23 protein-coding genes are annotated in these 22,709 nt (G+C 66.6%); 8 read left to right on the plus strand and 15 right to left on the minus strand.

Annotation, left to right across the window (positions count from 1 at the left end):
- The first annotated feature begins 549 nt into the window (after positions 1 to 549).
- A complete protein-coding gene (locus tag OHB12_RS00880) occupies positions 550 to 1,902 on the plus strand; it encodes a glycosyltransferase 87 family protein (RefSeq protein WP_327115220.1) in 1,353 nt (450 codons plus the stop codon).
- Between the two features lie 102 nt (positions 1,903 to 2,004).
- On the opposite strand, the gene OHB12_RS00885 is transcribed toward OHB12_RS00880, so the two are convergent.
- Entirely contained in the window at positions 2,005 to 2,352 is a 348-nt protein-coding gene (locus OHB12_RS00885; protein WP_327115222.1) for a hypothetical protein, read from the minus strand.
- Between the two features lie 278 nt (positions 2,353 to 2,630).
- Here OHB12_RS00885 and OHB12_RS00890 point away from each other — a divergent pair, with 278 nt between their 5' ends.
- Positions 2,631 to 3,140, plus strand: a complete 510-nt coding sequence (locus OHB12_RS00890) for a mycothiol transferase (RefSeq protein ID WP_327115223.1) — start codon at positions 2,631 to 2,633, stop codon at positions 3,138 to 3,140.
- A gap of 89 nt (positions 3,141 to 3,229) precedes the next feature.
- A complete protein-coding gene (locus OHB12_RS00895) occupies positions 3,230 to 4,501 on the plus strand; it encodes a metallophosphoesterase (RefSeq protein ID WP_327115225.1) in 1,272 nt (423 codons plus the stop codon).
- Between the two features lie 15 nt (positions 4,502 to 4,516).
- Here OHB12_RS00895 and OHB12_RS00900 read toward each other — a convergent pair whose 3' ends face one another.
- From OHB12_RS00900 to OHB12_RS00910, 3 genes are all read right to left on the minus strand, one after another.
- A complete protein-coding gene (locus OHB12_RS00900) occupies positions 4,517 to 5,932 on the minus strand; it encodes an AIM24 family protein (protein WP_327115227.1) in 1,416 nt (471 codons plus the stop codon).
- Between the two features lie 275 nt (positions 5,933 to 6,207).
- Entirely contained in the window at positions 6,208 to 6,375 is a 168-nt protein-coding gene (locus OHB12_RS00905; RefSeq protein WP_327115229.1) for a hypothetical protein, read from the minus strand.
- Between the two features lie 169 nt (positions 6,376 to 6,544).
- Entirely contained in the window at positions 6,545 to 6,841 is a 297-nt protein-coding gene (locus tag OHB12_RS00910; protein WP_327115231.1) for a hypothetical protein, read from the minus strand.
- A gap of 410 nt (positions 6,842 to 7,251) precedes the next feature.
- Here OHB12_RS00910 and OHB12_RS00915 point away from each other — a divergent pair, with 410 nt between their 5' ends.
- On the plus strand, positions 7,252 to 7,443 hold the full coding sequence (locus OHB12_RS00915) for a hypothetical protein (RefSeq protein WP_327115233.1): 192 nt from the start codon (positions 7,252 to 7,254) through the stop codon (positions 7,441 to 7,443).
- 435 nt (positions 7,444 to 7,878) lie between these two features.
- Here OHB12_RS00915 and OHB12_RS00920 read toward each other — a convergent pair whose 3' ends face one another.
- The 3 genes from OHB12_RS00920 to OHB12_RS00930 form a co-directional block, all read right to left on the minus strand.
- Positions 7,879 to 8,583, minus strand: a complete 705-nt coding sequence (locus tag OHB12_RS00920; protein ID WP_327115235.1) for a DUF6081 family protein — start codon at positions 8,581 to 8,583, stop codon at positions 7,879 to 7,881.
- A gap of 7 nt (positions 8,584 to 8,590) precedes the next feature.
- The gene (locus tag OHB12_RS00925; RefSeq protein WP_327115237.1) at positions 8,591 to 9,523 is read right to left on the minus strand and encodes an SAM-dependent methyltransferase; all 933 of its coding nucleotides are present in this window, start codon (positions 9,521 to 9,523) and stop codon (positions 8,591 to 8,593) included.
- 170 nt (positions 9,524 to 9,693) lie between these two features.
- Positions 9,694 to 10,161 carry a hypothetical protein gene (locus tag OHB12_RS00930; protein ID WP_327115239.1) on the minus strand — a complete coding sequence of 156 codons (468 nt, stop codon included), beginning with the start codon at positions 10,159 to 10,161 and terminating at the stop codon, positions 9,694 to 9,696.
- A 258-nt stretch (positions 10,162 to 10,419) separates the two neighbouring features.
- Here OHB12_RS00930 and OHB12_RS00935 point away from each other — a divergent pair, with 258 nt between their 5' ends.
- On the plus strand, positions 10,420 to 11,325 hold the full coding sequence (locus tag OHB12_RS00935) for a helix-turn-helix domain-containing protein (protein ID WP_327115241.1): 906 nt from the start codon (positions 10,420 to 10,422) through the stop codon (positions 11,323 to 11,325).
- A gap of 669 nt (positions 11,326 to 11,994) precedes the next feature.
- Here OHB12_RS00935 and OHB12_RS00940 read toward each other — a convergent pair.
- Positions 11,995 to 12,876, minus strand: coding sequence for a LysR family transcriptional regulator ArgP (locus OHB12_RS00940; RefSeq protein WP_327115243.1), 882 nt, complete (start codon positions 12,874 to 12,876; stop codon positions 11,995 to 11,997).
- Between the two features lie 74 nt (positions 12,877 to 12,950).
- On the opposite strand from OHB12_RS00940, the gene OHB12_RS00945 reads away from it, so the two are divergent.
- Positions 12,951 to 13,574: a LysE/ArgO family amino acid transporter gene (locus OHB12_RS00945; RefSeq protein WP_327115245.1), complete on the plus strand. Its 624-nt coding sequence runs from the start codon at positions 12,951 to 12,953 to the stop codon at positions 13,572 to 13,574.
- 9 nt (positions 13,575 to 13,583) lie between these two features.
- Here OHB12_RS00945 and OHB12_RS00950 read toward each other — a convergent pair whose 3' ends face one another.
- The 4 genes from OHB12_RS00950 to OHB12_RS00970 all read right to left on the minus strand — a co-directional run bounded on the left by OHB12_RS00950 (position 13,584) and on the right by OHB12_RS00970 (position 16,266).
- A complete protein-coding gene (locus tag OHB12_RS00950; protein ID WP_327115247.1) occupies positions 13,584 to 14,390 on the minus strand; it encodes an LLM class flavin-dependent oxidoreductase in 807 nt (268 codons plus the stop codon).
- 227 nt (positions 14,391 to 14,617) lie between these two features.
- Positions 14,618 to 14,974, minus strand: a complete 357-nt coding sequence (locus OHB12_RS00960; RefSeq protein ID WP_327115249.1) for a hypothetical protein — start codon at positions 14,972 to 14,974, stop codon at positions 14,618 to 14,620.
- Positions 14,975 to 15,064: 90 nt separating this feature from the next.
- Positions 15,065 to 15,886, minus strand: coding sequence for an SAM-dependent methyltransferase (locus tag OHB12_RS00965; RefSeq protein WP_327115251.1), 822 nt, complete (start codon positions 15,884 to 15,886; stop codon positions 15,065 to 15,067).
- A gap of 224 nt (positions 15,887 to 16,110) precedes the next feature.
- Entirely contained in the window at positions 16,111 to 16,266 is a 156-nt protein-coding gene (locus OHB12_RS00970; protein WP_327115253.1) for a hypothetical protein, read from the minus strand.
- Between the two features lie 380 nt (positions 16,267 to 16,646).
- Here OHB12_RS00970 and OHB12_RS00975 point away from each other — a divergent pair, with 380 nt between their 5' ends.
- Positions 16,647 to 16,925, plus strand: coding sequence for a hypothetical protein (locus OHB12_RS00975; protein ID WP_327120818.1), 279 nt, complete (start codon positions 16,647 to 16,649; stop codon positions 16,923 to 16,925).
- Positions 16,926 to 16,982: 57 nt separating this feature from the next.
- On the opposite strand, the gene OHB12_RS00980 is transcribed toward OHB12_RS00975, so the two are convergent.
- The 3 genes from OHB12_RS00980 to OHB12_RS00990 form a co-directional block, all read right to left on the minus strand.
- The gene (locus tag OHB12_RS00980; RefSeq protein WP_327115255.1) at positions 16,983 to 17,894 is read right to left on the minus strand and encodes a methyltransferase domain-containing protein; all 912 of its coding nucleotides are present in this window, start codon (positions 17,892 to 17,894) and stop codon (positions 16,983 to 16,985) included.
- A gap of 306 nt (positions 17,895 to 18,200) precedes the next feature.
- Positions 18,201 to 18,971: a DUF6882 domain-containing protein gene (locus tag OHB12_RS00985; RefSeq protein WP_327115257.1), complete on the minus strand. Its 771-nt coding sequence runs from the start codon at positions 18,969 to 18,971 to the stop codon at positions 18,201 to 18,203.
- Positions 18,972 to 19,355: 384 nt separating this feature from the next.
- Complete coding sequence (locus tag OHB12_RS00990) at positions 19,356 to 20,018, minus strand: TetR/AcrR family transcriptional regulator (protein ID WP_327115259.1); 663 nt, start codon at positions 20,016 to 20,018, stop codon at positions 19,356 to 19,358.
- 271 nt (positions 20,019 to 20,289) lie between these two features.
- Between OHB12_RS00990 and OHB12_RS00995 the strand changes: the two genes are divergently transcribed.
- On the plus strand, positions 20,290 to 22,503 hold the full coding sequence (locus tag OHB12_RS00995; RefSeq protein ID WP_327115261.1) for an MMPL family transporter: 2,214 nt from the start codon (positions 20,290 to 20,292) through the stop codon (positions 22,501 to 22,503).
- Positions 22,504 to 22,709: the final 206 nt, after the last annotated feature.

A 22,709-nucleotide genomic window follows, 5' to 3' on the forward strand; every position in this document is an offset into this window, starting at 1 on the left:
GGTAGCGAATAATGTGCTGATTTGTCCAGCGTGCCAGCCTATCCGGTGCCTATCCCAATGAAAACTACTGGAAAATGGAGTGGCGGATTGTCCAGGTCGAGTTCGACGACAGGGTGCTGTGTCGAAGCTGGAAGCCCGTATCGCGCTGCGCCGCTCCGGAGACACGGCGATTACTTTCCTCATGTTCTCTTCTTGTGCGGCAGCATAATTCGAGGCTGCCGGCGTGTTGCGGATTCCCGGCCGACGCTCGCCCCCATCCGAGACGACAGGACATCGGCATTCGGGCGATGGCGCGGTCGTCGCACGTGCTGGTACCGGGTGATGTGTCCTGTTGTGACGGTCGCCACCGGATGCGTCGTGATCGCGCAGGGTTTGATATCCGAGCGACCGGGTATAACCGCGGGAGGAACGGGCGAAACCCGACGAAACGACCCAAATCTTTGGGGCATGCTCGCCCTGACGTGGTTGGGTAGGTTGAGCGTCGGCAAAATCGCTGCACGGCAACAGATGTGATATCGAAGAAACAGCTCGATCAACGATGAGGCTTGGGTGCGCAATTCGCGGTCGCTGGAGGTTCCGCGCACGGGCCCAGCGCTTTTCGTCCTGATGGGCAGCGCCCTTGTCGCGCTGATGCTGGTTTTCACCACGGTCGATCCATGGCTCGACCAGGCGGGCATTCTGGTCGGCGGTCTCGACGCGCACGTCTACCGCGACGGCGCGTGGCGCGTCCTGCACGGGCATCCGCTCTACACCGAACCCAGCCTGCACGGGTTGCTCTACACCTACACGCCGTTCTCCACCCTCGCCTTCATCCCCATAGATCTGCTGCCGTGGGGGTGGGTCACCAACACGTGGCTGGCGGTGAACCTGATCGTCTTGTTCGGTTGTATCCGGCTGAGCTGGCGCATCCTCGGGTACCGGCTCGACGCGCGGTCGACCTCGGCCTGCGCGCTGCTGGCGATCACCTGTGCGTTCATCGAGCCGGTCCGCACCACGCTGTACTACGGGCAGATCAACCTGGTTCTCATGCTGCTGGTGCTGTGGGACTGCGCGCGCGGTGATCGCGGCGGGCTACGCGGTCTCGGTGTCGGCGTGGCCGCGGGGATCAAGCTCGTTCCGCTGTATTTCGTCGCGCATTTCATCGCGTTGCGACAGTGGCGCGCGGCGCTGACGGCGTCGGCGACTTTCGTGGCGTCGGTCGGCCTCGCGTGGGCGGTCCTGCCCGCCGACTCATGGCAGTACTGGAGTTCGACGTTCCTCCAGTCCGATCGCATCGCGCTGGACACCCACCCTGCCAACCAATCCCTTCGGGGCGCCATCGCGCATCTGACCGGTCATCCCGCACCGATGTGGCTGTGGCTGCCGGTGGCGGGCGCTGTGGCCGCTATCAGCTTGGTGGTGACGGCGCGGCTGCACGCACGCGGGGAACGGCTGCTCGCTATCGTGCTCGCCGGTCTCACCGCCTGCGCGATCTCGCCCTTCTCCTGGGGGCATCACTGGGTGTGGTTCGTGCCCTTGCTGGTCCACCTCGTACACAAGGCGCTGACCCGTCCGCGGTGGTGGATCGGCGCGGCCGTTCTGTACGTCTCGATCGGTGCGTGGACCTATCAGTGGAGCGAGACCTACGTGAGTGTCGGGCTGTTCCTGTATCCGCCGTGGTGGCCGATCGCGCCGATTCTGATGAACGGTTACGTCGTCGCCTATGCGGCGGTGCTGGTAGGTGCGGGAGGGGTGCTCGCCGGTCAGCGGAGTGAGCCGGACCCCGACGAGGCCCGTTCCGGGCCGGGCATGCATCCGATCAGAGTCGTCCTACGCGGTACGCGTGGAGTGTTGCGACCGGTCCGGCAGCCGGATTCGCCGATCCGGCCCGCACGGGAGCCCGTCGGCGCTGCCGAAAACTGATCTGTTGGGCGACAGGCGTTTTCCGGCTCCGATGTGCCGGTTGTCTGGACCGGCGGCGCGGAGCCGGAAATCACCTGCCGACTGTGGTGGGCGTCGTCGTGATCAGAATGCGCTTCCGGTGCCGGGCAGGAAAAACCCGAGGCCCGGCCAGATGCCGAACGGGCTGCCCCAGTAGCCGAAGGGGTTGCCCCAGCCGCCATAACCGCCCCAACCCCCGTAGCCGCCACCGCGACCCCAGCCACCGCGACCCCAGCCGCCATGGCCCCAGCCCCCGTGGCCCCAGCCGCCGTGGATCTCCTCGCCCTGGTTCGTCTGCGTGACCGCGACCGAGGGCTCCTGTGCCAGCGCGGGTGCTGCCGTGACGGCGATGGGCGTCAGCGCGATCGCGGAAGCCAGCGCCACCCGGGCGATCACTCGCCGGGCACGTCCGGCGTCGACGTCTTGGATCATCGGTACTTCCTCACTTCGGTACGTATTGTCCAGTCAATGACCAACTGGTTGGTCTGGTCGACATCAATTCCCTCAGGAGGCAAGAGAACCAACCTCGCCGATTTATATCGTACCGTTAATCAACGGCACGTTCAATATGGCGCCATCGTACGGGAATTCGACGCTCTGGCCGTCGAACCGAATGGAATCGGGTCCCGCGTTGGCTGAATGTTCCGGCGCGCCGGCGCGTGGGTGGGTACGGTCGACGGCACCAGACATCGATGTAGGAGCCGACAACGATGACGAGTGCCGATGTGCTGACCGATGCTTTCGAACGGATTCGGGAGGTGGTGCACGAAGCGGTGGACGGGCTCGGCGAAGATGAGCTGGCCCACCGGATCGACCAGGGTGCCAACTCGATCGCGTGGCTCGTCTGGCATCTGACCCGGGTGCAGGACGACCACGTCTCCGAAGTCGCCGACGTTGAGCAGGTGTGGACGGCGCGGGGCTGGTCCGACCGGTTCGCCCTGCCGATCGATGGGAGGGCGACCGGATACGGTGACCGTCCCGTCGACGTCGCCGTCATTCGCGCCCCGGCCGAGCTGCTCACCGGCTACTACGACGCGGTGCACGAGCAGACGCTGCGCTTCGTCCGGAAACTGGGCGACAGCGACCTCGAACGGATCGTGGACATCCGATGGGATCCGCCGGTGACGCTCGGCGTCCGGCTGGTCAGCGTGATCTCCGACGATCTGCAGCATGCGGGCCAGGCCGCCTTCGTGCGCGGCGTCATCGAGCGGACGACATGACCCGGGCGTGAACCGGATGCGGCACGCACTGACGATGCGGTGACGTAAGTTGGTGCCGCGGAACTGGATTGTTCGCAGAAAGTGCAGCCGTGGTCGTTGTGATTGTTCTCGTCGGGATCGTCGTCCTGGCGTTGTGCCTCGTCGTCCTGGCGTTGTTCGGCGCGCTGCACTGGTATGTGTGGCGGCGTCTCGTGCGGGATACGACCACCGCCGGGTCCCGCGGGCGGCGCGTCGGCACCGCCGTCGTAGTGGCGGGCCCGCTGCTGCTGGTCGGCTCGGCGGTCGCCGAATTGGCCTCGGCGCCATTGCCGTTCGTCCGGATCATCGCCTGGCCCGGCTACCTGTGGGGTGCGCTGTTCGTCTACCTGTTGTTCGCGCTGTTCGTCGGCGAGCCGGTGCGGCTTGTGCTGCTGCGGTTCGGCGAGAAATCGGTGACCGTACCGGTCGCCGCCGTCGCATCCGCGGACTCCGCATCCGAGCTGAATGCATTGCCGGACACTGCTGTTCGGTCGCAGCTCGCGGCCACGGCCGATCGGATGCCGCGCCGGGTCTTCGTCTCCCGAATCGTGGGCGGTGCGGCCGTGGCCGCCGCGGCGACGACCGTCGGCTCGGGGACCTACAGCGTTCTCGATGGACCGAGCGTCAAGCACGTGGCCGTGCCGCTGGCGAAACTGCCGCGCCGAGCGGACGGATTCCGCATCACGGTGGTCAGCGATATCCATCTCGGCCCCATCCTGGGCCGCGGCTTCGCCGAGCGGGTGGTCCACACCGTCAATGACACTCAGCCGGACCTCATCGCCATCGTCGGTGACCTGGTAGACGGCAGTGTCGAGCACCTGCGGTCCGCCGTCGAGCCGCTGGCCGACCTGCACGCGCGCCACGGCGCGTTCTTCGTTACCGGCAACCACGAGTACTTCTCCGGCGCCGAACAGTGGATCGACCACGTTCAGGAACTCGGGATGCACCTGCTCGCGAACGCCCGCACGGAGTTGCCCGGATTCGATCTGGCGGGCGTGAACGACCTGCAGGGCGAACGTACCGGGCATGGCCCCGACTTCGGCAAGGCACTCGGCGACCGGGACCGCTCGCGGACCGCCGTCCTGTTGGCACACCAGCCCGTGCTCATCGATGACGCGGTAGCCCACGGTGTCGATCTGCAACTGTCCGGCCATACCCACGGGGGGCAGATCTGGCCGGGCAATTACCTTGCGGGACTGGTGAATCCCACGGTCGCCGGGCTGGAGCGGTACGGCGACACACAGTTGTACGTCACCAGGGGAGCCGGGGCGTGGGGTCCGCCGGTGCGTGTGGGCGCACCGTCGGACATCACCGTCGTGGAACTGGTGTCACGGCAGGCGTGACCGCGAACGCTCGCGCTATCCGAACAGCCCGCCGAGGACCCCGCCGCTCTGGCCCGCCTCCTGGCCGCCGCCGGTGCCGCCGATGAAGCCGCCGGGCGGCAGCTCCGAGGGCTGCACGATGACGAAACCGCCGCCGGAGAACGACAGCGTCATGCCCTCGCCGGTGCTGCGACCCATGAGCCTGCCGAGGCCGAACGAATCGTTTCGCTTGATCCCGGTCTGCAGGCTCGACGACCAAGCCACTGCCGCCTGCGGGTCGGCGTAGGTCGGCTGGTCGACGTTGAGCACGACCGGCGTGCCGTGTGTGGTGATCGCGATGCGGCCCCGGCCGGTGAAGACACAGTTGAACAACCCCGCGTTGCTTGCGAACCCGGCCGCGCCCTGCACCATACGGACGTTGTATGTCAGCGTGGAATCGAATGCGAGCACGTTGGCGCCGTTGATGGTGAGGCCGTCGGTGCCGTCGAGATCGATGGTGTGCACGTCGGCGGCGCCATTGGCGACGAACAGATCGCCGCGGCCGGACACCTTCATCAGCGGAACACCCTCGCCGGTGAGCCGCTGCTGGATCGCTCGTCCGATGCCGCCCGAGCCGAGCGCCTGGAACTGCAGGTCGCCCTGGTAGGCGACCATCGACCCGGCGCGCGCCATGACCTCGCCATTGACGGCGACCTTGATCATCTTGCCGCCCTGCTTCTGGATGCCGGCGCCGGTGACTTCGGCATGGCTCGGGGCGAACAGTTCGCTCTGCATCGGCAGCGCTCCTTGCTGAGGTGAGGGAATCGGTGGTGGCGGCACCGGGGCGGGTGACGAGGGATAGGCCGGTGGCGGTGAAAAAGTCGATGGCGCGGGCTGATACGGCTGCGCCACCGGATTGGTGGGTGGGTATATGGGTGGGGGAGCCGGGGCGGGTGGCGGAGTCGGAGGCGCTGGCTCGTCGTCGATGTTCACGCCGAACGCCGTCGCGATCCCGGCCAGGCCGTTGTCGTAGCCCTGGCCGACCGCGCGGACCTTCCAGCTGCCGCCGCGGCGGTAGATCTCCACGCACACCACGGCGGTCTCGGTGCCGAGTCCGGTCATCGGGAAGTCCAGCCGGCCCGCATCGGCCGCGATGGTCGCGCGCAGCGAGCCGACGCTCGCGAAGGTGGCGGGCCCGCTGCCGTCCAGGCTGGCGGTGACGACCACCCGGTCGACGTCGGCGGGCACAGCGGAGGTCTGGATCTCCACCACGTCACCGGAGCCGCGACCGTGCCGGTAGGTGACGCCGGGGGCCACCGGCTGGTTGAAGAACACGAAGTCGGTGTCGGACCGTACTCGCCCTTCGGGGCTCAGCAGTAGCGCCGAAACGTCGACGGGGGCCGAACACGTAACGGTGACCGTCAGCCGATCACCGGGAGCGGGGCGGTTCTCACCGCGAGCGAGATCGGTCACGGCGGGCCGTCCAGTGCGCAGGCGCGCCGTCCGAATGACATGCGATTCACGGCCTCCAGTGTGTCGTGACTCCGGCGTGTTCGCTACCGAGCCGGGTCGAAGGCCGCCCACGCCCCAGCTGGTGCTCGGGCCGTCGGACCCACGTGTCATCACCCGAACAGGTGTTTCAGGCCGACGTCGGCCCGGGACACGGAGGGTGAGAGTGCCTGAGCCGCACCCGGCTCCGGCCGGATGACGCTGTGCATGGCGTCGCCGGCGCCCGCGGCGGGCGAGCGTCATGATCCGCCGCCGCGTCGCCGCAGCGTCCGGTAGTGGTCGAGCGCGGCGCGGCGGCAGTCGAGGAAGGCATCGAATGCGCCGGTGAGGTCGGCGGGTTCGGCGTGGTCGATCGCCCGCAGCGCCAAGCCCGGCCCTGTGTACGCCCACCTGGTCGCCGCGATCATCTACGCGGCAGACGACCCGAGGTTTACCGCCGGAATGCCTGCGGTGCGGAAGCCGCGTGATGTCGACAGGGTGGATTGCTCGCGCACCTCTGCAGGGCGGGACCGGGTCCGCGAATGTCGGCGGCGAGGGCCGGCCGTATCGGTCGGGCCCTCGCCGTGGAGGTGCTGTTCAGAGGAGTTCGGCGTACATGGTGCCGTCGAGGATGCCGAATTCGACCTGTCCGGGGAATAGTGGGACCGCGCCACTGGCGTGCTGGGCGTAATTGAGCGCGATGGTGTCGGTCGCCCAGCGGTGCAGTGGCCGGGGTAGACGCAGAACCCGGTGGTCGGTGCAGCGGACATAGGGGTAGGTGGTTTCGCCGGGCACGGCGAGGGGGTTGTGGATGTCGAGGGTGGCGATGTCCAGGACCAGTCCGGTCTGCTTCGCGGAGGCGACGGTCGGAGGCTGCAGTTCGATGTCGTCCATGACCGAAGACGGTAGCCCGGAGGATGCCGGATGCGCGTTATTCCGAGCGAATGTCCGCAGTATTTGCTGCGGGACAGGCGTGACGGTGAGGTTCATCGAACGGTCGAACCTCACCGCTACCACCAGCGATCGCGGTCGGCTTGGGCGTACCGGTCCCGCGCTGCATGTCCCGGGGCCACCGGGACAGAGACGAGCGTAGGCGACGCTGATGATTCGCGGTGGCGTTTCCGCGAATCGGCGCGCACGCGCTTCGGATGCGAATCTGTTCCGACGAACAGGGAGTCTTGGGTCCTGCGCATGCCATCCGGAGGAGCACAGTCTACTATGCGTGCGGCGTGAAAAAGGCTGTGTGCGTTGAGTATCCGCCATGGTCCGCGCCATCGATTCGGATTCTCAGGAGGGTGGAAGACGTGCTGTACGCAATCGTAGCGGCCATTGTCGTTACGTTGTTGGTCGGTTCGGCCGCGGCTATGGTGTGGGATCCGCGCCGCCGGGATGACAGTTTTGACGAGTTCGAGCGGGATCTGGCCGAGAGTGACGCTATGGGACAGGATTTCGCCCGAGCTCGCCGCCACGAGTGGCCGCGTAAGGAAATGATCTGAACGGTGGCGGCATCGGCGCCGCCATACGGCGCAAGGTAGTTCGGCGTCACGGATCGTGATGATCGGTGACGTCGAACATCTGCTCTGGGTGCGGACGACCGGAGTTGGTACCGCTCGACGGCGGTGAGTTCGCACGACGTCATCTCGCGGTGGACGTCCGCCCGCCCGGACGGCATGGTGCCCAGTCGTACTCGGCTGGGCACCGACTCCGTCAGGGCCACTGTGGTCGTCGGCCGGAGCGTCACAAGTCTGGGCACCCAGGGCGGGCCCGCGCCCGGTCAGCTGTCGATGGTGCTGCCGGAGACTGGGCAAGGCATGCGAGCCGCCGGTGTTGGACGATTCTCTCGCGGCTGCCTGAACGGATAATCCACCGGTATCTGCGCTGATGTCCCACCTGGGGTCTGGGCATTCCGGACCCCGGGTCAGCGGGTGTGCTCAGTCCGCGATGAATTTTCGCCAGAGACCATGCAGACCCTGTCCGCGCAGCGAGGTGCTTTGCCCGTCACGGATCGGATGCAGGGTGATGATGCCGAATCCGATCTGAACAGTCTCCGGCAGATTCGGTACATGTGCGGTGTAGACGGGGGTGGCGTCGACGGACCAGCTGACGCTGCAGGCACCCCGGTCGATGGTGACCGCGTAATGGTGGAATTCGGCGGGTTTGATGTCGATGCCCGCCAGCGGAGCGTGCACGATATGCGTGAACGCTTGTTCTTCCGGTACGACACCGGGCACGAACAGCCGTTCGTGAATCGCGTAGGCGTGCTTGCTGGTCGCGATCAGGTCGAACACTTGGGCGCTGCCCATATCGAGGACATTGAAGGCGGCGAACCCGTCCCGGTAATCCTCGCCGGTGGAGCCGATGTTCTCGGCTGCCATCTCCACCGCGAAGGTCCGAGGTCCACCGTTGAGGTCGAATTCCTGGACCGACACCAGCAGATGCTTCGGGTTGTCGAGGATCTGGACGTCCGAATGCGACCGGGTGAAGGTGTCGATGCGGACCGACACGGTGCCGTCTTCGATGTCGGTCCGGGCCGAGGGGTCGGCGTAGCTCCAGGTCTGGCCGTCCCCCAGGGGAACTTCCAGAAAGCGCCACCGGTCGTCTCGGAGGTCTGGTCCGTTCAGGTCGTCGTAGGTCATTGCCGCATTACCTTTCCGCCGAACCGCCATTGGCGGAACCAGGTCGATAGTTCTTGCTTGCCGCCCTGCGATGCAGGGAGGTCACGACGGTGTCCAGGGATCCGGATTTGTAACCCAGTCCGCCCAACAGCAGCCGCTCCTCGGTCAGCCGCGGGCGTACCGACGGGCCCATCGGCCACCAGTCGTCGAGTTCGACCAGGCCGGGCTCGATCAACTCCAGATCGCCGAAGTACGAGGCGATCTCCTCGTGAGTCCGGTACCAGCCGGAGCCCAAACCCATTTCGGTGAAACGCCGTTGCAGCTCGATGGCCATGTCGTGGGCCTCGGAGCCGTCGTCGGGGTCGTAGAAGTGCGTGATCCCGACGTACGAACCGGCGGGGAGTGCGTCGATGTACTGGCGCATGATCCCGGCGGGATCCAGCGCATCGTCGACGTGGTGCAGGATTCCGCACAGGATCAGCGCCAACGGGCGGGTGAGGTCGAGATGCGGGGTGACCTCCGAGTGCGCGAGCAGCGTTTTCGGCTCGGTCAGATCGGCAGGCACGAAGTGGGTGAATTCGTTGCGTTCCAGCAACACACGACCGTGGATATTGCAGACCGGGTCGTTGTCGACGTACACCACGCGCGCTTCGGGGTTCTGCTGCTGGGCGATCTCATGCGTGTTGCCCACGGTGGGCAGACCCGCCCCGATGTCGAGGAATTGGTCGATGCCCGCGGTTCCGGCCAGATACCTGACCACGCGGTGCAGCCAGCGGCGGTTCATCCGTGCCACGTCGCTCTGATGTGGCGCGACCTCGGCGACCTTGTCGCGGACGTAGCGGTCGACCTCGTAATTGTCTTTGCCGCCCAGAGTGGCGTCGTATACGCGGGCTATGCTCGCCCGTGTCGTGTCCACGCCAACCGGCGCACGGACACCGGTCTGGGGAGTGGGATCGGACATGGAGACCTCTCTATGCATTGCCGCAGCCTGGCTCACCAGCCTAGAGTCCACCAATTATCACGGCAATAAACATCGGATGCGTTCAGCCAGTGATGATTTCGTCTCATCGAAGGGCGATCGTTTCGACCACAACCGAGCGGTGGATACGGTAAGGTACCGCTGACGCTCGCTCATGACCCGTCCGATCGGTGCAGTACTCGTCCGGGCAGCAAGCCGCCCTGAACGTGCGTCACCCGCCACCGGTCGACACGGATGATCAACGCCTCGATGGGGGTGGACAGGAACGGTTCGATCTGCGGCTCCTTACGGAGCAATGTCTCGAAGGTCTCCTTCCGTTCGCTCGGATCCTCGCGCACTACAGCCGTTCCAAGGCCCTGTGCGAACGGGTAAAGGAATCCCGAGGGGACGACCTTGACTCCTATGTTCGGATTGGCGCGCAGGTTATCGAGCGTCTTGCCGCCGGATTCGAGTACAAGGGTGAGGCGGAACGGATCTCCGTCCAGCTCCGCGAAGAACGCGTTCGAGCACCAGTTGACGCCGTCCTTGGAAGTCGCCAGGTCGATGCTGGTGAAGCTGAGGACATCGGCCAGCTTCGCCAGGACGTCCCGATCGGTGATCTGCGGATCGTTCGATGTCATGCCGGGCTCCGTGGTCGTGGAACAGGTCAGCCACCGTCGTGGGCGACTTTACCGGGCGGCCCGGCCGTCAGGGATTGCCTTCAATTTATTGCGTTGCCGCTCTGGTGCATCCATGCCACCGCACCGCGGAGTCGACCTGTGCTCGCGTCGTTGTCCGGCGTCGTTCGCGCCGAGTAGGATCGGCACCCGACATCAGATGATCTGTAATGGTGGAGGCAGTGCGCCCCGCGGTCTACCCCCTATCGGCCGGAGGCATCTATGACGAATGACGAAGACAGCAGCGGAGATGCGGAATCTCTTGCGGCAGAACGTGGTCCGACGGTACTGCGGATCGCGCTCGGCAGTCGGCTGCGTCAGCTGCGCGAAGGTTGCGGGATCAGCAGGGAGGCCGCGGGTGATTCCATCCGCGGGTCGCATGCCAAGATCAGTCGTCTGGAGTTGGGGCGGACCGGGTTCAAGGAGCGCGACCTGAGGGATCTGCTGACCCTCTACGGTGTTGTCGACCCCGCTGAACGCGAAACGTACCTCGAATCGGCCCGCAGAGCCAACGACCCGGGCTGGTGGCAGAATTACAGCGACCTGCTCCCCGTCTGGTTCGAAACCTACATCGGCCTCGAACAAGCCGCGACCACGATCCGCACCTACGAGGCGCAATTCGTTCCTGGTCTGCTGCAGACCGCCGACTACGCCCGTGCGGTGATCCAGCTCGGCAACACCGACGAAACGGAGCGGCGGGTCGCCATCCGTGTGCGTCGTCAGCATATTCTCTTCCGGGTCGTCGCCCCGACCCTGTGGGCGGTGATCGACGAGAACGCGCTACGAAGACCGGTCGGCGGGATGCGGGTGCTCCGGGAGCAGATCGAGCACCTGGTAGAGATGGCCGAGCGTCCCAACATCAGAATCCAGGTGCTGCCGTATTCGGCCGGAGGGCATTCCGCCGCGGGCGGGCCGTTCAGCATCCTGCGCTTTCCAGAGACCGAACTGCTCGACATCGTCTACACCGAGCAACTCACCAGCTCGCTCTACCTGGACAAACGGCGCGACGTCGAGCTGTACATGTCGGTCATGAACCGGCTCAGCGTGGAAGCGTTGTCACCGCCGGGGAGCCTGCGATTCCTCAGGGACCTGCTTTCGGAGATGAGCCCGGGCGGGGGGATTGTTTGAGGTGTGGTCTGCCGCACGGCATCGCGCGGTGTCCTTCTCGGGGCGCGCCGAACAACCTCGATTCGGTGGTAGCGGTTCCCGCGGACGAGCGCATCTACTCATGGATGAGAGTTCGCCGACGCGACGTGGTTGGACCGATGTGGCAGTATTTCTTTCGAGGTCGGGGTTTGAGGATAGACTCGGGCACTGGCTGGTTCGGCCACGGCGGCCCCAATGCGAGTTGGGGCCACCGGCGGGACTGAAGGGTGCGACCAGCGATTCTTACGGCGTGAGGACGATCCGGATCGGATTGCCTTCCTTGTTTTCCAGTGCGTGCACAGCCTTTCGGCGTCGGACAGCGGGACGACGGCACTCACGGATTCGGCGAAGTCGATGCGATGGTTTCGGCGCAGCTTCCCCAGCGCGTGCACGGTGCCGGCGACCTCGTGCCCGAGAGTGACGGATTCGTTCTCCAGATACATCGGGGCGAGCACCCCTTCGATGAGGTGGACATGCGAGGCCGAGTGGCCTACCGGCGCACACCGCTACACCTCCCAGTCGGCGACGGTACTACCGTGCCCACGGTCGCGCCTTCTCGGGATGCGGCGACTCCATGCCTGGGTGTCCGCGCTTCTGGTCCGGCTGCGTCACGGGCACCGAATACGTTGTCGGGCAGGGTGTATTGCGTGGTCAGCGTAACGCGTCCGCCGCCGCGGCGGCGATGGTGGCGGCGACGGCGCTGAGGGCGGCGGAGTGCACGCGCCACTGCTGCCAGTACAAGGGGACATCGATGACGACGCCGGGGTCGATCGGGACCAGCCGGCCGGCCGCAAGATCGTCCTTGGTTTGCAGGTCGGGCAGCATGCCCCAACCGAGCCCGAGGCGGACGGCCGTGGCGAATCCGGCGGACGACGGGACGTAGTGGCGCGGCGGATCGAGTGGCTTTCGGCTGCGGCGACGCAGGAGCCGATCCTGCAGGTCGTCTTTGCGGTCGAAGAGCACGACCGGGGCCACCGCATAGGCCCCCGCCGCGGCGCCGTCACCGAACCAGGTCCTGGCGAACTCCGGACTGGCCACCGGCCGGTACCGCATCGCACCGAGTCGATCGACCTTGCAGCCCTGCACCGGTTGCGCGGTGGCCGTGATCGCGGCCATCACGGTGCCGTCGCGCAGCAGCCCGGTGGTGTGCTCCTCGTCCTCGCGGTGGATCTCGAAACACACCCCGGACGGCGCACACCCCAGCGCGGACATCACCCAGGTCTCCAGCGAATCGGCGTTCACCGCGATCGGCACCCGGACCGGCCCCTCGGACAGCTCGTCGCCGAGTTCGCGCGCGGTGTCCCGGGCGAGCAACTCGATCTGTCTGGCCAGCCGGAGCACCGCGAGCCCGGATTCGGTGGCACGCACCGGTTTCGTGCGCCGCACGAGAATCCGTCCCGCCGCGTCTTCCAGCGTCTTGATCCGCTGACTGATCGCCGACGGCGTGACGTTCAGTCGGCGCGCCGCCGCGTCGAACGTCCCCTCGGTGATCGCGGCGTCGAGTGCGCGAAGCTGGTCGAGTTGGAGATCCATATCAAGAGATTCTAATGATAGATAAGAATCTTTAGCTTGTCTGACTATGATGCCGGGATTTAGCGTCGACGGCCGTGAGCGTTTCTTCCGCGGCGATGGCGGCCATGTCCGGTTTGGGCTTCGGCCTCTCCTTGATCGTGGCGATCGGCGCGCAGAATGTCTTCGTGCTGCGCCAGGGGATCAGCGGCAGACATGTGGCGGCGGTGGTCACGGTGTGCACGGTGTCGGACATCGTGCTGATCGCGGCCGGGGTCGGCGGATTCGGCGTGATCGTCGAATCTGCCCCGGAGGTGCTGGCGGTGGCGCGCTACGCGGGTGCGGTGTTCCTGATCGGGTATGCGGTGCCGACCGCCCGGCGGGCATGGTCGCCTCACGCACTGAGGGTCGAATCCGCCGAAGCCACCGCCGCCTTCGGCGCCACGGTGGCCACCTGCCTGGCGCTGACCTGGCTCAACCCGCACGTCTACCTGGACACCGTGGTGCTGCTCGGCTCCTTCGCGAGCACCTACGCGAGCTCGGACCGCTGGTTCCTCGGCGCGGGGGCGATGCTGGCCAGCGTGCTCTGGTTCACCGCGCTGGGATTCGGCGCGCGCCTACTCGGACCGCTGTTTGCCCGCCCGCTGGCCTGGCGGGTGCTGGATTCGGTGATCGCGGTGGTGCTGCTCGGACTCGGCCTGGCGCTACTGTGCACCGGGTGAGCAGCGAATTCACAATTGCTCCTTGATCTTTGCCGCGAACTCGTAGTCGGCACGCCACTCCGGACCGGACGGGGCGAGGACGACCCGCTCGGCGCCCGCATCGGCGTAGGCAGTCATTTGTTCGGCCGCTCGGGCGGGATCGGTTGGCAGCGAGGGCGCGACGACGGTGACGGCTGGTGGCCGTCGGCCGTATTCGTCGGCGAGCGCGCCCAATTCGGTTACGCTCGCACTCACCTCACGCGGCTCGAGTCCGATGGCGACCCAGCCGTCACCATAGGCTGCGGCGCGGCGCCGCGCCTTGGGTGCGTCGCCTGCGACCAGGACCGGCGGCATGAGTGCGCCCGGCGACAGCGTGACCTCGGTCCCGTCGGGCAGGGTCGTCGGCCGCCCGGCGACCAGGTCGGGCAGCACTCGCAACGCGTCGTCGGTGCGCCGCCCGCGGTCGGCGAACGTTGCGCCTGCGGCGCGCCACGCGACATCGCCGTGCGCCGGATTGCCGGTGCCGACGCCGAGGACGAGGCGATTACCGGAGACGTACTGCAGTGTGGCGATCTGTTTGGCCGCCCAGGCCACCGGTCGCAACGCCAGCAGCATCACGCCGTAGCCGACGCGGATGCGTTCGGTCGCCGCGGCGGCGGTGGCCAGCACGACGGTGCTGTCCAGGATCGGGGCGCTGGCCACCAGATGATCGGTGGACCACACCGAGTCGAGCCCGATCTGCTCGGCGAACCAGGCGCTTGCCCGCACGTCGCCGAGGATGGGATGCGCGGGATCGGGTGTCGAGGTGGGCAGGATAATGCCGATTTCCAAGGTCATACTCTCGACGCTACGAACCTCTGGCGACCATGCCAATGCCTCGGCGACTCATCTCGATGTCCCGAACGCTCACGCCGACCCCGCTGGGGTGCAACGGGATTCGGTGTCCGCAAACCGCAGCCGAGTGAGACGCTCGTGGTCGCCGCCGCTACCGGCCCGGTGGGCTCGGCCGTCGGCCGGATCGCCGCGATCAAGGGCGCACGCGCCGTCGGTATCGCGGCCTGGGTTCAGGCGGTCAGCGAGCCGCCGCCGATCCCGAGATAGACGACCATCAGGGTGAACAGGAACCAGCCCGCGCCCTGCCAGATCGGCCAGGTCCGGCCGCGGCGCCACTGCACGTAGGTTTCGACGAAGGCGCCGATGCCGCCGATCAGCAGGACGGATGACGGTCCGATCAGCACGGCGGCCTGGGCCGGGGTATCGCACAACAGCGTGTCGGCTTCCGAACAGTTCTGCCGTTCCGCGGTCCAGAGCAGGGCCAGCGCGAAGACCAGCGCTGCCGTGGCGAGGACGGAGCAGACATAGGTCGCGGCGCGGCGGAACGTGCGCGGGTCGCGCCAGCGTTTCTCGACATCGTTGACCATTGTCACCGCCTTGTCGCACCTGGCGTTCGGGTCCATCCGACGTGATTGCCGAACGAACGTGGCTCAAATGTCACCCGGTTGGCACCGGGATCAGGGTTTGCGGCCGATTCCCGCCCAATACCAGGCGGACTCCGGATCGACGGCGCTGCCGGAGTCCGGTCGCCACGCGGCCACCGGCACGACACCCGGATCAACGATTTCCGTTCCAGTGAAAAGAGATTCGGTCTCGACGCGGCTGCGCGGATGGAAGATGAGGCCCGCCTGCTCGGCGGACGCCGTCACCCTCGCCATGGCGCGCTCGTCGAAGTCGGCGGTGGGATGAGTGATCACCAGATAGCTCCCCGAGGGCACTGCGTCCAAGAGTCGACCGATGATGCCGTGCGGATCGTCGTCGTCCCGGAAGTACATCAGGATCGCCACCAGCATGATCGCAATCGGCCGGTCGAGATCGAGGGTGCTCAGGGCGGGGTCGTCCAGGATGGAGTGCGGAGCGTGCAGGTCGGCATGGGCAAACGCGGTCCTGCCCTGCGGTGTGCTGGCCATCAGGGCGCGCGCGTGCGCGAGCACGACGGGGTCGTTGTCGACGTAGACGACGCGGGCCGCCGGATCGAGCCGCTGGGCCACCTCGTGGGTGTTGCCCGCGCTCGGCATCCCGGTTCCGATGTCGAGGAACTGATCGATACCCGCCGCGCCCACCAGATGACTTACCGCGCGGCCGAGGAACGCGCGATTGGCCCGCGCCATGCTGCGAATGGCGGGAACGTGCGTGGCGATCGTGTCGCCGAGCGCGCGATCAGCTGGGTAGTTGTCCTTTCCGCCGAGCCAGTAATCGTAGACGCGCGCATCATGCGGGACGCTCGTGTCGAGTATGGCCGGCAACCGGCTAGTCACCTGCGCGTCGGTGTCGGGCATGGCGGTTCCCTCCTGAAATGGTGCCGCGTGTCGGGCTGCGCGGCACCGAAGTCGCCCCCGAACGACGACTTTGTTCTATGAATTTCCTTGTTAATGGTAGGGCAACGAAGGCCCGGTAGGGCGCGGATCGCTGGAGACCGGCCGGGCTCCGGGCGCTATCCGGACGTGCCGATTCTGTCCGAAGTTCCTGCGCCGTTCCCATCACGAGCGGCGCAGTCGCGCTATCAGCGCCGCGAAGGATTCGGGCGGCCGCCGTGTCGTTCGGTGGAGCGCAGCTCGAACCAATAGGCCGCGATAACGGTGGCGTAGCCTGCCACGACGGCCGTCGCCGTGACGGCCAGCAGTGCGGTGATCAGTGGAATCAGAAAAGCGGTGTGCATTGTGCCCTCCCCGCGGTCACGGTGATGTCAGCGGAAGGTTCGGCGCCGCACTGCACCGACATGATGTCACTCCCTGCACCAGTGAAATCCTAAGGCGACAGCCCGCGGTGGGCACGGCCTGCGGCTGTGAGTCGAGTCATGCGCTGACCGGTGTGTCGCCGGGGTCACCCCAACTCGATCGGGTTCAATTGATCTTGTCACGAGTCTTCTCAGCAACCACGTGGAAAGCAGGAGACAGCCATGACACGGGACGCCCGAGTCGGCGGCCGTACATAGCGTCGCAGTACCCGTGGCGCGCCGAATTCCACGGGAGCGCAAATCTTCGCTCGAATCTACCTCCGGCATCACCTCAGCATGCGAAAAGGAGCACGAACGTGAGCATGATTCTCGCCGCGCTACACGACACCGTTCTTGCGGAGATCGACAATCCGACCCCGGAAGCGCCGCCGCTGGCGGACAAATTGATGCAGATGGGCCAGTACTTCACCTGGCTGGTTCAGCTGTCGGGCGTCACCGCGATCACCTATGGCGGTGGCAGGTTCGCGTGGGAGAAGTGGAATGGCGGCACCCTGCAGTCGCCCAAGATGGTCGCCAGCGCCATGACCGGCGGCGTGGTGGCGACCAGCGCGGGTACGATCATGAACGCCGTCCTCGGCTGACCCGCGGCGGAGACTCGTGGCCACCGGCTCGGCGGGGTCATCTCTGCCGGGCCGCTCCTACGTGACGGGCATTGCGGCGCCGATTCCGGCGGCCGCTCGACCGCGTGGTGGCCGGTGGCCGAGCACCGCGAACATGGTCACCGAGAGGTGGTAGTCGCCTGTGGTGATGCCCACCTCCATTCCAGAGACCAGGTCGAGGCGCTGCTGCTCGGTGATCACATCGTCGGCGAGGGCGTGTTCGGTCATCCGCGCGAACAGGGGGCGAACGGTGTCCGGATCCCAGATCACCGCCTCCGATCCGATGTCGTCGATCGAGAACCCGGCGGCCGTGAGGAGACCGCGCAGGCGGCGGCCCGACGTGGGGTTCGGGGTAGTCGCGAGCATCGTCGTCGTCAGGCGGGTGATCACGTCGGCGTCGCCGGGATGGGCGATCGCGGTGTGCCAGTCGCTGTCGACGAGCAGCACCCGCCCGCCCGGCCGCAGGACCCGCGCGATCTCGGCGGTGGCAGCGGCCGGGTCGTCGAGGTGCTGGTAGACGCGCTCGCAACGAACCGCGTCGAAGGAGTCGTCCGGGAACGGCAGGTGGTAGGCGGTGCCCTCGACGAAGCGGGCCCGCGAGCCCGCGCCCTCGGCTCGCGCCCGGGCGGTGGCGAGCATCGCGGGATTCGGATCGACGCCGACCGCGTCGCCGTCGGGGCCGACTCGGTCGGCGAATTCCAAGACCTCGCTACCTGTTCCGGTGCCTATGTCCAGCGCGTATTCCCCCGGCCCGACTGCCAAGGCGTCGTGTCCCCAGCGGCGCATCCGTCGAATGCCCGGTAATGCTGCCTGAAGGTCGAGGATGCCGATCAGCGCGGTCATCGGGTCGTCGATGGGCACATCGTCTCGCACGTTGTCGGTGCGATCGGGGGGAATCGCGTCCACATGGAACGACAGTGGAGGGCCGGGTGTCGACTGCTCGCTGGGCATGGCTCCGACAGTAATCCCACACCGCCGCCGACGGCAGCCTCGTGCTCGCCGCGACCATGTCGATGGCGAGCAACTGCTCGTTGGACAGTCGACGCCGATTCCCTTTCTGTGCACGGGGTTCGGCCAGTCTGAGCAGGGATTGTCGGCGAGAAGCGGCGCTCTTGTCATCGATAGCGTGCTGGGGAGGCGGCGCCGAGGGCCGACCTTCGTCTGTGCGAGCCCGCTGCCCTTGTCACCGCGTCCGATGTCTCGCTCGGCTTCAACTGTCTCGATGTGCTGGACGCGTCATCGATGCAGAGATGGCAGTCAGGTGACCGGTGCTCGGTCCGAGTGGGCCGAATGCGTCATCGTCCCGGACGGCAGCTCGATCCGATCCATGACCACCTGGATATCGAAGTGTGCGACATGTCCGGAAGCATCGAATTCGATGTCGCCCGCGACGCCGTGGCCGCTGAATTCGAGCCACCGGTAGCCGTCGAGAAATTCGGTGAGCAGGCCCCGCCTGGTCAGGTAGCTGTGGATGGCGCGTCGATGGTCCGTCAGCGGCAGCGCGCCGATGCCGTAGGCAAGCACACGCGCAAGCCCGGAGGCGGTGGGCGGCGGTAGCAGGAACGCCGGATGTTCGACGAGAAACGCCACGCACGTGCCGTTGGTGACACCGCAGTAGGAACTCCAACGCCCACAGACGACCTTGGCGGCATCGGCCAGCAGCCCGGCCACCTGGTGCGGCTCGGGTGCCGCGCCCGCGAGGTGGACAGGTAGTTCTGCTGCGCACAGTTCGGCTACGCCGTACCGAAAGCCGAACTCGCGCACCGTCTGCGCGGCCTTGATCAGCGCAGGCGGGTAGCCCCATGGATTCGCCCATCCCCACAACCACGACTCGGCGTCGGCCGTGCCGAGCAGGTGCACCTTGGTGCACACGATTGAGCGCTCTGCGCCGACGAATTCGAGTCGGCGTCCATCCAGATCGGCTTGCCATGCGTGTGCGCCCAGCACTTCTTCGAGGTGGAGTCGGTGCTCGAGCGACAGCAACCCCGCGTCATCGAGCAGCCTCGTCAGTGGCACAGATTCGGACACCCTCAGCAGCGTAGTCAACGCGATTCCCCGTCTCCGCTGCCACGCCACCGATTCCGCCGTGCCGACCGAGATCCGTTCGGTCGGCGAGTACTGCACTCTGTGGCAACATCCTGCGCCACAACCGATCTCGACTTTGCCGCCCGAAAAACTCCTGCGGCGAGATCGATCCGCAGGACTGCGACTACGCGCGGACAGGCAGCGACGAATACGGGTATGGCAGGCTCGACGCGCTCGTGCGGTGTGCGCCTCGTAGTCCATCGGCGGTGAGCCGAACTCACCGACCCTGGTGCGGCCCAGTCCGACTCCGTGCCGCGGCCGACCTCCGCTGAGCTGCGGATGTTCTCGTCCGAGCCGACGAGTTGGGCCGCCGCACAGCCTGGTGGTTCACATGGCGGTGTCGTCTTGTGGTGGTGCGTCGAGGGGCGGCAGTGGGCGCCGGCAGATCTCGTGGGCTTCGTCGGCAGGTAGGCCGAACATGCGCAGCAGGTCCTCGGCGACTTGGTCGGCGGCCTCGGCGTCGTCGCGTTCGGGGTGGTCGTGCAGGAGTCGTCCGAGGCAGAGGGCGGCGCCGGCAACGATGGTCATGGCCAGTTCCGGGTCGCGGACCTGGAACCGGCCTGCGCGCGCTGCGGCCTCGACATCGCGTTGGGCGCGGGGTGCCAGGCCCTTGCCGGAGCCGGCGAGGATGAGTCCGTTGTTGAGCAGGACCTTGCTGAGGGTCGGGTTGCGTCGGTGCAGGCGGCCGGTGAGCCGGAAGCTTTGCGCGAACACATGAGCGGGATCGTCCACGTCCTCGCACAGTAGGTCGAGGACGGCGCCATGCCGGTCGAGCGCTTCCTCGACTGCGGCCTGGAACAGCTCTTCCCGGCTCTGGAAGTGGTTGTAGAACGACCCCATCCCGACGTCGGCGGCCTGGGTGATCTCCAGGATCGGCACGTTGAGTTTCCCCGCTGCGATGAGCGACTGGGCCGCACTCACCAGCGCGGCGCGGGTGCGCGCTTTGCGGCGCTCCAGGCGGTTGGGTTCCGAACCGGTCTGCACGGCCATCGCTGTCCACCTCTCCCTGACACAACTCGGTCGCCATCCTAGCTTCACCGGTCAGCAGTGACGATTCACTCAGAATCTCTCGGCTGTTGCCTGAGCCGACCTGACGGCAGTGGGCTGCCCGGCGAATGCCGCCGGTGCCCGGGCTCACCGGAGTGCTTTGCTGACCATTACTGCGTTTATGAGGAAATCGTCATCATGCGTGTTACTGTACCGAAGCTGCGTGCGATCGTTTCGGCGGTGTGTCGGTCAGTGGCTCGACGAGAGGACCCGCATGTCTCGGTATCTGTTCGGTCTTGGTCGGCTGGTGGCGCGTCGCCGCTGGTGGGTGCTGGCGGTGTGGGTGGTGCTGCTGGCCGGCGCGATCGGGTTCGCCGTGGGGACCGGCGGTAAGACGACTGACAACTTCACCGTCCCCGGCACCGAGTCGCAGGATGCCGTGTCATTGCTGCAGCAGCGAATGCCGGCGTTCAGCGGTGCCAAGATGCAGGTGGTGTTCGCCACGCCCGGTATGGCCGAGGTGACCGACTCGCAGCCGAATGCCCAGATCGAGCAAGTGCTGGCCGGATTCAAGGGGTTGCCGCAGGTCGCCGCCGTGGTCGACCCGTTCCAGGCCAAGGCCGTGTCGCCGGACCAGCGTGTCGCGTTGGGCAGTGTGCAGTTCTCGGTGCCGGCCGGAGAAGTCACCGAGGAAACTCTGGACGAGGTGGATCGCATCGCCGAACCGGCGCGCGACGCGGGCTTGGAAGTGGAATTCTCCGGCGCTGTGTACCCGGGCTTCACGGCCGAAGTCCCCGAGACGCCGGAGATCTTCGGCATCGCCGCGGCGTTCGTCATCCTGCTGATCACCTTCGGCGCCGTGGTCGCGGCGGGGCTCCCCATTGTCACCGCGTTGATCGGCGTTGGCATCGGGCTCACCGGGATCCTGGGCGTCGCGTCCTTTGTCGACGTGCCCGCGGCGGCGACGTCGCTCGCACTGATGCTGGGCCTGTCGTGCGGGATCGACTACGCGCTGTTCATCCTGTCGCGGCACCGGCACAACATTGTGCTGGGGATCCCGGCTGCGGAGTCGATACCACTGGCGGTCGGGACCGCGGGCAGTTCGGTGGTGTTCGCCGCGGTAACAGTGATCATCGCGCTGTGCGGGCTGTCGGTCGCGGGTATCCCGTTCCTGACCGTGATGGGTTTGACGGCGGCCGGTGCTGTGCTGGTGGCGATGCTGGTCGCGCTGACGCTTCTGCCTGCGCTGCTCGGATTCGCCGGGGGCACGGTCGCCCGGTTCATCTCGCCGCCGCTGCACCCGGGGCGACCAGAGGAGGTGGCGCGGATCGCCGCGCACGAGCCCGAGCGCACCGTGGGGCACGCGTGGGGACGGTTCGTCACCCGGTTCCGGATCCCGTTGCTGGTGCTCGGCATCGCGGTGCTGGTCGTCTCGGCGGCCCCGGTCACGCGGATCCATCTCGGGCTGCCCAGTGGCGAGTCGCAACCGGAATCGAGCACTGCGCACAAGGCTTACGAACTGGTCAGCCGCTCATTCGGTCCCGGGTTCAACGGGCCGCTGCTGGTGGTGACCGACCTGTCTCGAGCCACCAGCCCGGACGCGGCGCAAACGGTGATGAGCCGGCTGCGGCAGGAGCCGAACGTCGCCGCGGTGCAGCCCGCAGGTGCTTCGGACGGGCTGCTGCTGATCCAGGTGGTTCCGAAGACCGGCCCCGATGACACGGCGACCGCCGATCTGGTGACCCGGCTGCGTGACGACCGTGCCGGCATCGTCAACGGCACCGCGGCAACCTATCTGATCGGCGGCACCACCGCCGCGAACATTGATACCTCGAGCAGGCTGGCGGACGCGCTGCCGGTCTTCCTCGCGGTCGTCGTGGGTCTGGCGCTGGTGCTGTTGACGATCGCGTTCCGTACCGTGCTGGTGCCGCTGTCGTCGATCGTCGGATTCATCCTATCGGTCTTCGCCGCCCTCGGCGCCCAAGTCGCCGTGTTCCAATGGGGCTGGGGGGCAACTCTTTTCGACGTCACCAAGGCGCAGACGCTCAGCTTTCTTCCGATCATCATCCTGGCCATCATCTTCGGGCTCTCCAGCGACTATCAGATTTTCGTCGTCTCCCGGATCAAGGAGGAACGCAGCCGCACCCCCAACGCGATCGCCTCGGTGCAGAACGGCGTCGCACAGTCGGCGCGCGTCGTGACCGCCGCGGCGCTGATCATGTTCGCCGTCTTCGTCGCATTCACCACCGTCGACAACCCGGTCGTCAAACCGCTGGCATTCACCCTCGCCATCGGCGTCCTTCTCGACGCTTTCATCGTCCGCCTGACGCTGGTGCCCGCCGTTATGGCCCTGATCGGAAATCGCATGTGGTACCACCCTCGCTGGTTCGCCCGCTACGTCCCCGACCTCGACATCGAAGGCGCCGAACTGGAGCACCGTTACATACAGGGAACCGAAGCCGAAGTGCGGCAGGCCGTTACCGAATGATCGGCAGCTGCGATCTGCCCTTCTCGATCGACGACATCGGATCGGAGGCTGTGATCGGGGATTCGGACGCTGTTCGCCTCTCGCTCGGTTGATTGATGTGCTGCGCGGCTTCGGCCGTCATGGAATCGCCTTGTATCAATAGTGACGAATTAGTCAAAACTCCTTGACTGACTATCGCATCTTATGTGACGATATCGTCAATCTTT

The sequence above is a fragment of the Nocardia sp. NBC_01730 genome, from assembly GCF_035920445.1.
GTDB lineage: Bacteria > Actinomycetota > Actinomycetes > Mycobacteriales > Mycobacteriaceae > Nocardia.